Below are 12,854 nucleotides of genomic sequence, written 5' to 3' on the forward strand. Positions count from 1 at the left end.
GTCTTCGTACGAATACATGAACTATCTCCTGTCAGTCCAAGAATTCGTCCGCACCTCCACCGGACCAGTTTTACATGTCGCCTGACAGGAACCCCGGTCCTTCACCGGTGCAGGCCTTAGCAAGCACCGCAGTACCTTGAGTTTTTTTGCCGTATCAGTGTGTTGATATTTGCCTGTCCGGCCGCTTAAATCTTCATAGACGCTGAAGCCACTTCGACCTTCCGGACATCGGAGCAACATTTATGACCCGCCAACTTTCTCTCCCACGCGAGCGAATTTCCGTGCTTCTCCTAGAAGGTATTAGCCAGACCGCTGTGGACTACTTTTCTTCGTCCGGCTACACCAACCTCGTTCATTTGCCGAAGGCGCTCGACGACCAGGATCTTAAGCGCCACATCGCCGACGCTCATATCATCGGCATTCGTTCCCGCACGCAGTTGACGGACGAGATTTTCGAATCCGCCAAGAAATTGATCGCCGTCGGCTGTTTTTCCGTCGGTACGAACCAAGTTGATCTGGATGCTGCGCGGCGGCGCGGCATTCCGGTGTTCAATGCACCTTATTCAAACACGCGATCGGTGGCCGAGCTTGTGATCGGCGAAATTATTATGCTGACACGGCAGATCTTTCCGCGCTCGGCTTCCGCGCATCAAGGTGGGTGGGAGAAGTCCGCTGTCGGCAGCCGGGAGGTCCGCGGCAAAACGCTTGGAATTGTCGGCTACGGCAATATCGGATCGCAACTCAGCGCGCTTGCCGAAAGCATGGGCATGGTCGTGCGCTACTTCGATCTTTCAGATCGGCTGCGCCGGGGCAATTCGGAATCGATGGCCTCGCTCGGCGACCTTCTCGAGATCTCTGACTATGTGACAATGCACGTTCCCGAAACACCCTCGACGCATAACATGATCACTGAAACCGAATTGCGCCGCATGAAGAAGGGCGCCATCTTCATTAACAATTCTCGCGGGACGGTGGTCGATCTCGATGCGCTTGCGAAAGTCCTTAACGACGGGCATCTGGCGGGTGCCGCGGTGGACGTGTTCCCTAAGGAGCCGGCATCGAACAAGGAGCGTTTTGAGACGCCGTTGCAAGGTTTGAGCAACGTCATTCTGACGCCGCATATCGGCGGCTCCACTGAGGAAGCCCAAGAACGCATCGGCGGAGAAGTTTCAAGGAAGCTGGTCGAGTATTCCGACATCGGCTCAACAATGGGCGCCGTCAACTTTCCGCAAGTGCAACTGCCCGAGCGCCCGAACGGCACGCGTTTCATTCACGTGCATGAAAACCGCCCCGGCATGCTCATCCAACTCAACGAGATCTTCTCGTCGCGCGGGCTGAACATCGTCGCTGAGTTTCTTCAGACGCTTGGCGACACGGGCTATGTGGTGGTCGAGGCCGATGGCATTTCCGAAAATGCCGACGAAATTCTTCAGGCTCTACGCGAAATTCCTGGAACGATACGAACGCGATTAGTCTACTGACAGCTGTTAGGGCCGATCTGTTGCGGGGCAATAAGGGTGTTTTCGCGGGACAAGTGAAGACGTCCAATGCTTAGAATGCTCGATTCCAAGGGCTCGAGCGTTTCTGCCTGGGCAGACTACCGAATGCGACAAAGGAGGGTCGAGCTAACGCGGACATGGCAACGTATGCTGGCCGGGCTCGCGAGCATTCGCCCAAAAATACGCACCCATTGATGGTTTGACGGAAGAGTGGATTGGCAGAGCATGAGGCACGTCAGGCCGCTGCGTTTGAGCAGATGGCAGCGGAAGACACCGACCCGCAGGAAGTCTGGAGGACGCGCCGATGACCGACTCCCCCGAAATGATCGTGTTGTTCAACAACAGCCACTTTCGCCTCACGAGCTGCGGCAAGGAGAGCCAGTCTAGCCCGCGTTGGAGAGCATTTTCCTTCGGTTGCGCGAGCGCAGAAGGCGAGGGCGCGCTGAAAGGCCGGGCCGTAGGTCACCGGCCATCTCTCGGCCAGGACGAACATGGCGTTTCGAGCGTCTTTGATCTCTATCGCACGGGACATTCCCGAAGCAAAATTATAAGGGTGCTATCCCAGGTCGCAGCAAGCATTTCGAATTTCCCTGTCTCACCGGGGCTATGAATGCAAATCGTGCGCAGGTGGTTCCGTGTTTTTCGCGAAATTTTTAAGAGGCGGACGGCGTGAACGAGATCACACTCCTCACGGACGAACTCGCCGAGCTCGAAGCTCAGATCGTCGGCATCGGGATCAGGATGCACTGGGTCGATGGCGTGAAACTGCAGAAGCTGGCGGTGATCCATTGCCTGTGACCGGAGCAATCGGTCTCTGGACTCCCTCGAAAAGCGGGTGGGCAGCATGACGAGAGTCAATTCAGCGCAATCTTGTAACCTTGGCCTCGGCGATCGCCGCGACGAACGCTACTCGGGCTTGTTCCCATGGGTAGGTACCAACCATTGCGTCCCTGCATTTATTAACGGCGTCGAAGTAAGCGACGCCCGAGGCGGCAGGCCAGTTTTCACCAAGCAGGACCGTGGCCTTGTTCGGTGTCCAGACTATCTGCGCCCCGTCGAGCTCGGGAAGTTCGATGATCACGCACTTGTTCCAGCTCTCAACCACGGCTGTTCCTTTTCTTTATGCTTGCTCCCCCGCCGTCAGACGTTGAGCTTCGGTGGCGTGTCGTTCTCATCCGGGTTCGGGTTGGGAACTTCGTCAGGAAGGATGTCGGGCTCCGGTTCCTCGATCGGTGGCTGTGGCACGTCCGGGGGCATGTCCGGCGGGAAATCAGGTTGGGGCGGCCTCGGGATCGGTTCGGTAGGCATCATGATGGACTCCTGTTTAGGAGGGCAACTGATCTCGCGTTGGGATTGTTCCGATCTTTCGGTCAAGGTGCCAGCATGATCAAGCTTCACCTCCCATACCCGTCGGTCTGGGGCCTATACGACGGCTGGGGCGCGAAGCGCCGGCTGTCGCCGACCTACACGAAATGGCGCACTGACGCTAGTTTCTTCATCAAAGTCGAGGCTGACACTCGGCAGGAACTTCTTCCGTTAGCGATCCGCCGAGCGCATCATGCAGCAAATGCCAGACCGCGGCGTCCGATGGGAGGTGGTTCGTGCGCCGCTCGAATAAGTGACTGCCTGTGCGCGATGCGGAGATAAAGTCCCCATCGACTTGCTAGCGACACATTCGGTCTTTAAATACACAGGCATCGATATTTGCTTGTTGAGCTTTGTTTTCTCGCCTTTCGCGTTCAAGCTGACCTTCCCTCTCAAAATCGATCTATCTGCCTTGGCTGTCACAATGTCGGTCGGGGTCTTCAATCATGATTTTGAAAGGAATTGTCATGAACACTGGAACCGTAAAGTTTTTCAATAGCGCTAAGGGCTTCGGCTTTATCGAACTCGAGAACGGCGGGACGGACGTATTCGTTCACGCATCTGCTGTCGAACGAGCCGGTCTGCGTTCGCTTGTCGAGGGCCAAAAGGTCACCTTTGACATCGTTCGGGACTCACGCTCTGGCAAGAACGCAGCCGACAACCTCGCAGCTGCCTAAAAAAATTCGCTTCTGGCCATTGACCACGGATGTACTGGCAATGGCCGCTGAGGCGTGTGTAGAAGGTCGGGTTTTTGCCCGGCCTTTTTTTATTGGCAACGTGGTCTGTTTGCCGGCCCGGTCCGCGTTTTCGGCTGACCCTAGAAACTGGGGGGAAAAATGGGGCTCGTCTATGTGAGTGACGTTCTCGAACTGTTCTGCGTGTAAGAAGCGCTGGATGCTTGGCTCTCAACCGCTGCGAGATTGCACCGGAAAAGAGGGTCGAATGTTCATTAACCCGTAGGGATTAGAAATCCACTTTTGTACACCCCCCGTTCTCACGCCGTTCGGCGCGTATTAGCGATCAAACTTTCAGTAGAAATTCAGGGTTTTCGTCGGAAGAGGGCAGCTGGGTAGCTCGCTAGCTTTGGGGACGCGCATCATTACGTGACGCGTGCGTTTCACCCATAAATCAGCAAGGCCCCGCCGGAAAAGGATCGCGCACCAAGCCATAGAGGGTGCATTGGCGCTCAGAGGGAACCGTTGCTCTCTTAGACAGTTGAACCCTATTAGGCCGCAATTCCTGCTGGGATCTGCCCATGAACCAGTCCTCGAATGGACGAATCTATGACTGCATCGTCGTTGGCGGTGGGCCAGCGGGCCTTACCGCTGCTATATATTTGGCACGCTACCACCTCTCCGTTTTGGTGTTCGACGATCAAGCAAGCCGCGCCGCCAGTATTCCCGTGTCCCACAATCATGCGGGCTTCCCAAACGGTGTGAGTGGCGAAGAGTTGTTGGCTCGTATGCGAACGCAAGCGGAGCGATACGGGGCCTATGTGAGGTATTGTCAGATTACGGAGCTGCGCAAGAGAGGTTCGCTGATCGAGGCGATGTCCCCGATTGGTCATTGGAGGGCGAAAACGGTGCTTCTGGCGACCGGGGTCATCAATCGGCGACCGCAGATGCCGGCGGCCGTTCATGATGACGCGCTAGCCCGGGGGCTTCTGCGGTACTGTCCGGTTTGCGATGGGTTCGAGGTTACGGATAAAACCGTAGGCGTTATAGGGGTTGGGACGAGAGCGTTCCAAGAGGCGATTTTCTTGAGAAGCTATACGCGCCACCTCACCATTATCTCGTGCGAGGATAAGCCTCATTTGAATGAGACGCAGATTTCTGAACTTCAGGAGATCGGCGTCAAGCTGGAGCGCGGTCCCGTGAGTTCCATCGAAATCGCGGGCGATCTTCTCGTCATAAACACACCAGACCATCGTCTCTTCTTTGCTTCGGTCTATCCAGCGTTGGGCTCGGACGTGCGGTCGGATTTGGCATCGCGACTGGGCGCTCGGCTATCACGTGAAGGATGCGTGTCCGTCGATGCCCATCAAAGGACGACGGTGAGCGGCTTGTACGCGGCGGGCGACGTTGTACAGGGGTTGGACCAAATCAGTCGCGCAATGGGGCAGGCGGGCGTTGCCGCCACTGCCATCCGAAACGATCTGTGCGAGCAAGTCTTGCGGGTGCGGTAAAAGAGGCCGGACGGTCTCAGATGCAGTTGGGCCGCCCGGCCTATCATTTGTTGCTCCGATAGTTCCACTGCATACGCTTGAGGCGATCTATCGATCTGCAGCAGTCACCTTAGTTGTGTTCGGAATGACTTCGAGAACCAATCTCAGCTCCACCAGCAGGGCATGATGCTGATCGAGAACTTGGATGCTGATCATAGAAATTGGGTCCTGCGGAAGGCCGTCAGCCGCCATCTCCGCCAGGGTGACCTTTGCCTCTTTGATCGCCGCCTGTTCATCTGCGAATTCGAACGCCCGATCTTCGGCGCTGAACCCTTCCTGATCAGTTGTCCTGAAGTAGAAATTTGGCATGTGATGTTCTCCTACTGTCATATCGATACACGGGCTGCCGCGCAGTCGCTTCAACCTCAGAACCGGAGGGATGGCGCCTAGCGTGTCGTGACCACGTTCTTAAGCAATCGGGTGACATCGACCTCGATCCGCGCGCAATCGGAGTCGAGTTCGGCCACATGACTGGAATTCCGGCCTTCAACTGCCCGCACCTGGTCGCGCTGATGAGCCGCAAATCCGTACGCGCGCAGGAGATCTTTCAGCTCGGGAACGCGCAAAAGCTCGATCTGGGGACGATACGTGGGCAATTGTATCAGTAAGCGCGAGCGCCCTATTGCTTCGAAATCCAACGACGTGCCTCCTAAGTTATTGTTTTGGGCATCCAGTCGCGAACGGCGAGAAAAGTTCCTCATGCCACGTGCGCACGGGGTGTTGAGGCCCCGAAGGGCGACGTTGCCGCGCTTGTAGGGCTAGGCGCTTGCTGTCTTCTCTGTCGACGCTCTCTGGAAAATAACATTGTGTTTGAGGAACCGATTGGAGGTGCCCGGGTTTGGAAGGCCACACCTACAAAGGAGTATCCAATGGCAGGATCAACGCAACCAAGCTGCTCCGCAGGGCGGCGGCCAGCAGAGTCGCCAGGGTGGCCAGCAAGGGGGGCCGCAGCGTTAAGTTCGAGGTGGCAGGGGTACTCCTCTTCCAAGAGTTTCCAACCTGAGGCCTCGGCTCACAACGAGGCGCACGTCCAGCCATGTGTGAGCGGCCTTCGTTAATGGCACGAAAGGAGAAACCCACCGGCAGGCGTGACTGGGGGCATGGTCTGATCCCTAGCTAATTGTGGAGATCTGAATGAAAATACTGCGCGACAACGGCCTGACGATCGTATTGCTGCTGGCCTCGTTGGGCACGGTGGTGGGCATGCTCTTTACCGGACACCACGTCTATAACGACGAATTGGCCGAACACGGGGGGCAAATGGTAACGCTGCCAGCTTACCTTATAAGCGGTCATTTCCTCTCCGCCTTGTTCGAGAATTGGGAGTCCGAGTTTTTGCAGATGAGTGCCTATGTGGTGCTTACGGCGTTCCTGTTCCAACGCGGCTCAGCAGAGTCAAAAGATCCCGACGAGCCGTCATCCCAGAATAGCAACCCTGCGGACGACCAAGACAACGCCGAAGCACCGCTGCCCGTAAGAATGGGCGGCATGGCAAGCTCGCTCTACTCCTATTCCCTCGGTTGGACATTGTTTCTCCTCTTCGTACTCAGCTTTCTAATGCACGTGAGGGAGAGCGCGTCTGCGCAGGCGGTTGAGGCCATGCTGCATGGGCAGCAAGCACCTTCGATTGGCGAACAATTCTTCAGTGCGAGGTTGTGGTTTGAGTCTTTCCAAAATTGGCAATCGGAATTCTTATCGACTGCAGTTCTCGTCGTCCTATCGATTTTTCTGCGGTTTCGTGGGTCCCCTGAATCGAAGACGGTCTCCGACCCTCATTCCAAGACAGGAGCATAGACAGGTAAATGGGCCGGCGGATATTTACTTTTGGATGTCCTAGCGCTGACAATCCGTTCACGACAGCGCTCGAGAAAAACCAGGTTCCGCTGCTGCGCCGACCATCGCGATGGCAGCTACTCTGGCTGTTTTCATCGTCGAATGTTTCCGCGTCGTTCATCGACAGGTGGAGTGGCAGCGCTACGCTCACTCGCCGCCGCGCTCGCGGTTTGCCGAACCATGCGGCGCACCCGCCTTGGTAGCCCTGATAACGGTGTTCCGATCCCCTGCGCGGGCTCGCAATTCCGCGGTAGCCCAGCCCGCGCAGAATTTCTGACCGATTCCGTGGGGGGAAAGGACCTTGGTCGTGGAAGACGTCCCCCCCACCTCCTGGGCTCGGGCGAAAGATTCATCTGTTGCACCAACCCGGGCGTAAGGAGGCGGTGCTGTGAACACGAAGCTGCATACTGACGGATCATTTCAAGCCGTGCGTCAGGCGATCGACGATGCGCGCCAGGCGTTCGCGGGCGGAGGCGCCGATCATCATTGCGACGCCCTGCAACACCTTGGTCGCGTTGTAATGAACTCACTGGCTGAGATCATTGAAACTGACGGCGGCACAGATGGTCCGACGGCATCGCCCAGGATATCGAGGATTGTTATCAAAGGGTCATCGATGAAGAAGAAGCCGCGGAACCGGACAACGCAGCGCGGCAATCTACTCAGGGAACGATGAACCTTCGACAGCAGGGAGGGGGGCGATGAGCACTGGCCCGGACCTGCTGCAGATTTCCCTTGCACGCATAAACATGGAGCGCTCCGAACTCGAAGAGGCCGGCGTGATCGATAAGGGTATCGACGGCGACAAAGCATAATCGAACTTCGGACGCGACATTGATACTTTCATTGTCAAGCTGCCGCAAAGTCGACTCGCTGCGTTAGCCGCGATGATCCAGAGACGAGCAAATCGTCAACGTTGACGGCATCTGGGGGGAATGCGGGATGGCTCGTTGAGCGACGGCTAGGAGCGGACCGTGGCGCGCGCTAGCGGCAACAGAGGTGCCGTTGCCGGCAGTGTCAACAGCCCGTGATTATTTCCTGACCCACGGAACGTGCTTCCTGCTCGATGGTTGGGCAGGTCTCTCTCAATAAAATGATCGGACCCTAAAATGCCTGAGAAGACATTGAACGACCTCTTCCTTGACACGCTGAAAGATATCTACTTTGCCGAAAAGCAAATCGTGAAGGCCCTTCCTAAAATGGCCCGCGCCGCCCAGTCGGAAGAGGGCAAAGCTGGTTTCCTGCAGCATCGTGATGAGACTGAAGGACAGATCGAGCGTCTCGAGCAGATGTTCGAACTGATTGGCAAATCTCCCCGCGGCAAGACCTGCGAAGCCATCCAAGAGCTCATCGCCGAAGGCGAAGAAATCATGGAAGAATACAAGGGCACGGCCGCACTGGATGCCGGCCTCATTTCGTCGGCCCAAGCCGTCGAACACTATGAAATTGCCCGCTATGGGGCGCTCAAATCGTGGGCCGCCCAGCTTGGCCTCGATGCGGCCGTCGCATCGGCGTCGGACGGTCGGTGGCGCATTGCGACGGCACACGACCGGACGACCAAACGCCCCTGCCGTTGGAGACTGCACGCAACCGATGCATCTCATCACCCTTTTTGCCGACGGGCATGGAACCTTTTCATGCGGCAATGTTTGGGTGATAGCGCTCTTCAACCGTAACCGCTCCAGAACAATCACGATCTGGTTTCATGGTTAGCAGCGGTTGGGCCGCGTTTAGCTTAAGGAGGTACGTCGATGGGTCGCGGTATTCTACTCTGGCTACTTGGTGTCCCGATACCGATCATTATTCTGTTGATGCTTTTCATGCGATAGGAGGCTGCCATGGCACCGTCAGTGCTTGCCGATGTTTCAACACCGGCCGAATCATCCGTTCCAGCCGTCAGCTGGGCGCCGATCATTGCAGGTGCCTTCGCGGCCTCTACATTGACGCTCATTCTCATGCTCGTTGGCTCAGGCCTTGGCCTTACATTGATATCACCGTGGTCTGGGGAATCCGCCAGCGCCACCACTTTCGCGGTCTCAAGCGCCATCTGGCTGGTGATCGTCCAATGGCTCTCGTCGGGCCTGGGCGGCTATCTGACCGGGCGCTTGCGCACCAAATGGGTCGGGCTTCATACCGACGAGACCTTTTTCCGTGATACAGCGCATGGTTTTCTGGCCTGGGCGCTAGCAACGATGCTTGTCGTGTTCGTCCTCGGCTCCGCAACCTCCGCTGCAGTCGGAACGGGGGTGAAGGCAGTTTCCTCAGTCGCGTCAGGCGCGGCCCTTGGGGCGTCAGCGGGCGCAACGAGCGGTCCTGAGGTGGGCGATTCGAACGGGATGCCGTCTTATTTTGTCGACTCCCTTTTCCGTCCAACCGATCCCGCTCGCCTGACGGCGCCGGGCGCCGAGGGCGATGGAGCCGCAGCAGCGCAAGCTTCCCGAATTCTGGTCGCGAGCGCTGCGGCTGGCGAAATGTCGCCGGAGGACAAGACGTATCTGGCCCAGTTGGTCGCGGCACGTACCGGGTTATCGCAGGCCGATGCGACAACCCGGGTCGATACGGTACTTGCGCGGATCGAAGAGGCCAAGGTCGCCGCTCAGAAAGCTGCTGACGCTGCCCGAAAGGCGGCTGCGACATTTGCCCTTGTCGGCGCCTTATCTCTCATCATCGGAGCATTCATAGCGAGTGCCGCAGCCGCCCTTGGTGGACGACAACGGGATGACCTCGAAACGCTTTCCTGAGGGTCCTTTAGCTAAGCTTTGCATTCTACCTCTTCCTCGACGCCCTTTTTGCCGGGGCAATGGTTGCCTCGGCATCGCTGATCGACGTGTAGGCGGCGCCGCGATTTCACTATCGCTCAGCTTGCTCTACTGCTCGTCGTCACGACGAAGACCAAGGTGCTTGGCAGGTCTGACCCAACTGATCCAAAGGAGATCACGATGAAAGCCCTTTGCTGGCATGGTAAGAACGACATCCGGTGTGACAGCGTCCCCGACCCGCAGATCGAGGACAGCCGCGATGCGATCATCAAGATGACGGCCTGCGCAATCTGCGGCTCGGACCTTCATCTTATGGACGGATACATCCCATTCATGGAAAAGGGCGACATCTTGGGTCACGAGTTCATGGGCGAGGTCGTCGAAGTCGGGAGCGACAACAAGAAGCTCAAAGTTGGTGATCGGGTCGTCGTGCCCTTTACGATTTGCTGTGGCGAATGTCCGCAATGTCTCAAAGGCAACTGGTCTCTATGCGAGCGCAGCAATCGCACCCCCGAGAACGCGGCGAAGGCATTCGGCTATCCGACAGCGGGTCTGTTCGGCTATTCTCATCTAACCGGCGCTTACGCCGGCGGTCAGGCCGAGTACGTCCGCGTCCCCTATGCCGATGTTTCGCCTATCATCATTCCGGGCGGAATGACCGATGAGCAGGCTCTCTTTCTCGGCGACATCTTTCCAACCGGTTGGATGGCAGCTGCGAATTGCGAGATCGAAGCCAGCGACATTGTCGCGGTGTGGGGATGTGGCCCGGTCGGCCAGTTTTGCATTAAAAGCGCATTCATGCAGGGCGCCGCCCGCGTCATTGCCATCGATAATGTATCGGAGCGGCTCGCTCTGGCGCAGTCGGCTGGCGCCGAAATCATCAATTTCGATGAAATCGACTGCACGATTCCCGATTATATCAAGGAAATGACTGGCGGGCATGGCGCGGAGAAGTGCATCGACGCAGTTGGCGCCGAGTCTCATGCCACCGCCTCGTTCGACGCCATCGTTGACAAAGTTAAAGCAGCGACACTGATGGGAACCGACCGACCCTACGTGCTGCGCGCGGCGATTATGGCGTGTCGGCCGGGGGGAATCGTCTCCGTGCCTGGCGTCTACGGGGGCGTTCTCGACAAAATTCCGTTCGGCGCGGCGATGAATAAGGGGCTGACCATCCGGACGGGGCAGACGCACGTCAATCGCTATTCGCTCGAGCTGCTTCGCCGGATCGAAGAGGGCGAAATCGACCCCGGCTTTATCATCACGCACCGTGCGACGCTTGAGGATGGTCCCGGTCTCTACGAGACCTTCCGCGATAAGAGGGATGGTTGCATCAAGGTTGTGCTGACCGCCTGACGAATGACGGCGGACGCGTTGAGAACGGAAAAGGACACAGACGACCGTGCCCGCACCAATGCAGGCAACGAGAACGACCCCGAGCATCAACATTGTCGGCATTTGCGACAAAATGCTCTCGCAAAGCCCTCGTTCTTGACGGGTCACGGCGTGCGCTAGGAAACAGGGGGCGAGCCGTTAACGGGCCGAGGGCGGTCGTCGGCATAACAGCAACGACAAAGATGCCAGAACGGTCGCGCAAGACAAGTAGAAGAGGCCTGAGCTTAGGTCGCTACACCAGTGACAGGGTTCACTTCCGGTTTTTCACTCGTATCCTTAGCGTCAGGACCTTGAACGGTTGGCGGCGCGATCGATTCCTCGTCGCGGTGCTTTTTGCGATCGGCGGGGTGATGGACGTCTTCCGGCTTCGCCTGCTCAGGCTTTGCATTGGTGTCTTTGGTTGCCATAGCGATACTCCTTTCCAGTACAACGGGCCTGGGTGGGGCGGGTTCCGCATACGGAGGGTTTCCATGTCATTTGATCGCGAAAAAGCTGGCCCCGAAAGGCGACTGACGAGCCCCGGTGTCAACGAGGGATCAGAAGCAGACCTTGTAACCTCGGCCGACGAAAAAGGTGGCTTCCCACCTTCAATTCTGCCTCGTCAAGGACACGATGGGCGCGAATGCTGACTAGCTCTATAGGCCGATCGGCCACCAAACTCCCCACCTCAGGTGGCGCGATCTCCGTTCGGCTCAGCAATTCCTGCGTTGAGAGTCCTCCTGAACTTCGCCAGTCACGTAGCTGTCGTGGCCGACAGCAGGGACGTCGCATGCTGCTTCGATGAGGTCAGAGACGAAGAACGGGATTTCGCTGGCGTCCATCTGACGTCGCCTTCAGTCATGTTTGGCCCTACTCTGAGGGCGGGGAACTGAGCGGCCGCCCGGATCGATAGGAGCGAAGCTCACGCGTAACCCGCTGGACACGATTAATCTGGTCATTCACCTGCGTGACCGGGATCGCCACTACCGTGAGCGGGACCGTCACCAGTGCCGGGGTCGCCGCCACCGCCGTGGCCCGGATCATCCCCCACCGTGCCGGGGTCGCCGCCACCGCCGTGACCCGGATCACCACCGCCCGTGCCGGGGTCGCCGCCACCGCCGTGGTCCGGATCACCCCCGCCCGTGCCAGGGTCGCTGCCACCGCCGTGGCCCGGATCACCACCGCCCGGGCCGGGGTCGCCGCCACCGCCGTGGCCGGGATCGCCAGCGCCTGAGCCGGGGCCGCCGCCACCGGTAGATGGGGTGCCTGGGTTTCTGCCAGCACCCGTATTGGTGTCGGTCTTACCCGGATTGCCTTTCGATATTGTCGGGACGATTGCACTTGTCACCGCGGCCGACAGCGGCTCGCATTGTTCTTCTGCAGCCTCGACCATCCGGTTTGCCGACCCACGGGGACTGCACTGCCCGGGGAAAACGGAGCGCTCAATCATTTGTCCTTGTGCGGGGGTGGCTGTCGATAAAAACCCGGCCGACACTACGACCAGACCGGTGCCTATCAGAAGTTCACGTATCGGGTTCATTTTAGCCTCACTAAATTAGCTTCATGCAAAATAAACTTGAGTGAGGGAAATGGTTCCGTCCGACGCCTGGCATGGGACCTTTGTCAGCGCCTGTGGGACCAAGGTCCCATGTGGTGTCAGGCGACATGTAAAACTGGTCCGGTGGAGGTGCGGACGATTGGACTAACAGGAGATAGTTCATGTATTCGTACGAAGATCGCATGAGAGCCGTGCAGCTCTACATCAAGCTTGGTAGACGCGTGAAGGCCACGATCCGTCAG

Annotated in this window: 15 protein-coding genes and 1 pseudogene; 10 read left to right on the forward strand and 6 right to left on the reverse strand. The window is 57.9% G+C overall.

Features of this window, described 5'->3' with window-relative positions; translation table 11 throughout:
* Window positions 1-242 precede the first annotated feature (242 nt).
* The gene (gene serA / locus ASE71_RS21845; RefSeq protein ID WP_060520969.1) at window positions 243-1,481 is read left to right on the forward strand and encodes a phosphoglycerate dehydrogenase; all 1,239 of its coding nucleotides are present in this window, start codon (window positions 243-245) and stop codon (window positions 1,479-1,481) included.
* 253 nt (window positions 1,482-1,734) lie between these two features.
* On the opposite strand, the gene ASE71_RS37625 is transcribed toward serA, so the two are convergent.
* Window positions 1,735-2,031: a DUF982 domain-containing protein gene (locus ASE71_RS37625; protein ID WP_082566489.1), complete on the reverse strand. Its 297-nt coding sequence runs from the start codon at window positions 2,029-2,031 to the stop codon at window positions 1,735-1,737.
* A gap of 137 nt (window positions 2,032-2,168) precedes the next feature.
* Here ASE71_RS37625 and ASE71_RS37405 point away from each other — a divergent pair, with 137 nt between their 5' ends.
* Window positions 2,169-2,297 carry a hypothetical protein gene (locus tag ASE71_RS37405; protein ID WP_274533448.1) on the forward strand — a complete coding sequence of 43 codons (129 nt, stop codon included), beginning with the start codon at window positions 2,169-2,171 and terminating at the stop codon, window positions 2,295-2,297.
* Window positions 2,298-2,358: 61 nt separating this feature from the next.
* On the opposite strand, the gene ASE71_RS21850 is transcribed toward ASE71_RS37405, so the two are convergent.
* Together ASE71_RS21850 and ASE71_RS36530 are read right to left on the reverse strand one after the other, a co-directional pair.
* On the reverse strand, window positions 2,359-2,580 hold the full coding sequence (locus ASE71_RS21850) for a DUF982 domain-containing protein (protein WP_371814292.1): 222 nt from the start codon (window positions 2,578-2,580) through the stop codon (window positions 2,359-2,361).
* A 59-nt stretch (window positions 2,581-2,639) separates the two neighbouring features.
* A complete protein-coding gene (locus ASE71_RS36530) occupies window positions 2,640-2,810 on the reverse strand; it encodes a hypothetical protein (protein WP_089046309.1) in 171 nt (56 codons plus the stop codon).
* Between the two features lie 521 nt (window positions 2,811-3,331).
* Here ASE71_RS36530 and ASE71_RS21855 point away from each other — a divergent pair.
* Together ASE71_RS21855 and ASE71_RS21860 are read left to right on the forward strand one after the other, a co-directional pair.
* Entirely contained in the window at window positions 3,332-3,541 is a 210-nt protein-coding gene (locus tag ASE71_RS21855; protein ID WP_060520966.1) for a cold-shock protein, read from the forward strand.
* A gap of 578 nt (window positions 3,542-4,119) precedes the next feature.
* Complete coding sequence (locus ASE71_RS21860; protein ID WP_200949964.1) at window positions 4,120-5,049, forward strand: NAD(P)/FAD-dependent oxidoreductase; 930 nt, start codon at window positions 4,120-4,122, stop codon at window positions 5,047-5,049.
* 87 nt (window positions 5,050-5,136) lie between these two features.
* Here the strand turns inward: ASE71_RS21860 and ASE71_RS21865 are convergent, their stop codons facing one another.
* On the reverse strand, window positions 5,137-5,397 hold the full coding sequence (locus ASE71_RS21865; RefSeq protein WP_029742830.1) for a DUF6894 family protein: 261 nt from the start codon (window positions 5,395-5,397) through the stop codon (window positions 5,137-5,139).
* Window positions 5,398-5,474: 77 nt separating this feature from the next.
* Window positions 5,475-5,726: a hypothetical protein gene (locus ASE71_RS21870; protein WP_029742831.1), complete on the reverse strand. Its 252-nt coding sequence runs from the start codon at window positions 5,724-5,726 to the stop codon at window positions 5,475-5,477.
* 496 nt (window positions 5,727-6,222) lie between these two features.
* Here ASE71_RS21870 and ASE71_RS21875 point away from each other — a divergent pair, with 496 nt between their 5' ends.
* From ASE71_RS21875 to ASE71_RS21890, 5 genes and pseudogenes are all read left to right on the forward strand, one after another.
* Complete coding sequence (locus ASE71_RS21875) at window positions 6,223-6,882, forward strand: DUF6766 family protein (protein ID WP_060520965.1); 660 nt, start codon at window positions 6,223-6,225, stop codon at window positions 6,880-6,882.
* Window positions 6,883-7,309: 427 nt separating this feature from the next.
* On the forward strand, window positions 7,310-7,597 hold the full coding sequence (locus tag ASE71_RS35860; RefSeq protein WP_156400753.1) for a hypothetical protein: 288 nt from the start codon (window positions 7,310-7,312) through the stop codon (window positions 7,595-7,597).
* 433 nt (window positions 7,598-8,030) lie between these two features.
* Window positions 8,031-8,426 (forward strand): annotated as a pseudogene (locus ASE71_RS21880) (ferritin-like domain-containing protein); the annotation flags it as partial.
* Between the two features lie 333 nt (window positions 8,427-8,759).
* A complete protein-coding gene (locus ASE71_RS21885; RefSeq protein ID WP_029742935.1) occupies window positions 8,760-9,662 on the forward strand; it encodes a hypothetical protein in 903 nt (300 codons plus the stop codon).
* 198 nt (window positions 9,663-9,860) lie between these two features.
* A complete protein-coding gene (locus tag ASE71_RS21890) occupies window positions 9,861-11,036 on the forward strand; it encodes a zinc-dependent alcohol dehydrogenase (protein ID WP_060520964.1) in 1,176 nt (391 codons plus the stop codon).
* 263 nt (window positions 11,037-11,299) lie between these two features.
* Here the strand turns inward: ASE71_RS21890 and ASE71_RS21895 are convergent, their stop codons facing one another.
* The gene (locus tag ASE71_RS21895) at window positions 11,300-11,482 is read right to left on the reverse strand and encodes a hypothetical protein (RefSeq protein ID WP_029742934.1); all 183 of its coding nucleotides are present in this window, start codon (window positions 11,480-11,482) and stop codon (window positions 11,300-11,302) included.
* A 560-nt stretch (window positions 11,483-12,042) separates the two neighbouring features.
* On the opposite strand from ASE71_RS21895, the gene ASE71_RS36265 reads away from it, so the two are divergent.
* Complete coding sequence (locus ASE71_RS36265) at window positions 12,043-12,288, forward strand: hypothetical protein (RefSeq protein ID WP_162263922.1); 246 nt, start codon at window positions 12,043-12,045, stop codon at window positions 12,286-12,288.
* The last annotated feature ends 566 nt before the right edge of the window (window positions 12,289-12,854 follow it).

Source organism: Ensifer sp. Root954, from assembly GCF_001429005.1.
Taxonomy (GTDB): Bacteria; Pseudomonadota; Alphaproteobacteria; order Rhizobiales; family Rhizobiaceae; genus Ensifer; species Ensifer adhaerens.

Coding starts and splice junctions, on each gene's coding strand:
- ASE71_RS21890 (WP_060520964.1), top strand. CDS start 9,861: ATGAAAGCCCTTTGCTGGCATGGTAAGAACGACATCCGGTGTGACAGC.
- ASE71_RS21895 (WP_029742934.1), bottom strand. CDS start 11,482: ATGGCAACCAAAGACACCAATGCAAAGCCTGAGCAGGCGAAGCCGGAA.
- ASE71_RS21855 (WP_060520966.1), top strand. CDS start 3,332: ATGAACACTGGAACCGTAAAGTTTTTCAATAGCGCTAAGGGCTTCGGC.
- ASE71_RS21875 (WP_060520965.1), top strand. CDS start 6,223: ATGAAAATACTGCGCGACAACGGCCTGACGATCGTATTGCTGCTGGCC.
- ASE71_RS37625 (WP_082566489.1), bottom strand. CDS start 2,031: ATGTCCCGTGCGATAGAGATCAAAGACGCTCGAAACGCCATGTTCGTC.
- ASE71_RS21865 (WP_029742830.1), bottom strand. CDS start 5,397: ATGCCAAATTTCTACTTCAGGACAACTGATCAGGAAGGGTTCAGCGCC.
- ASE71_RS21885 (WP_029742935.1), top strand. CDS start 8,760: ATGGCACCGTCAGTGCTTGCCGATGTTTCAACACCGGCCGAATCATCC.
- ASE71_RS36530 (WP_089046309.1), bottom strand. CDS start 2,810: ATGATGCCTACCGAACCGATCCCGAGGCCGCCCCAACCTGATTTCCCG.
- ASE71_RS21860 (WP_200949964.1), top strand. CDS start 4,120: ATGAACCAGTCCTCGAATGGACGAATCTATGACTGCATCGTCGTTGGC.
- serA (WP_060520969.1), top strand. CDS start 243: ATGACCCGCCAACTTTCTCTCCCACGCGAGCGAATTTCCGTGCTTCTC.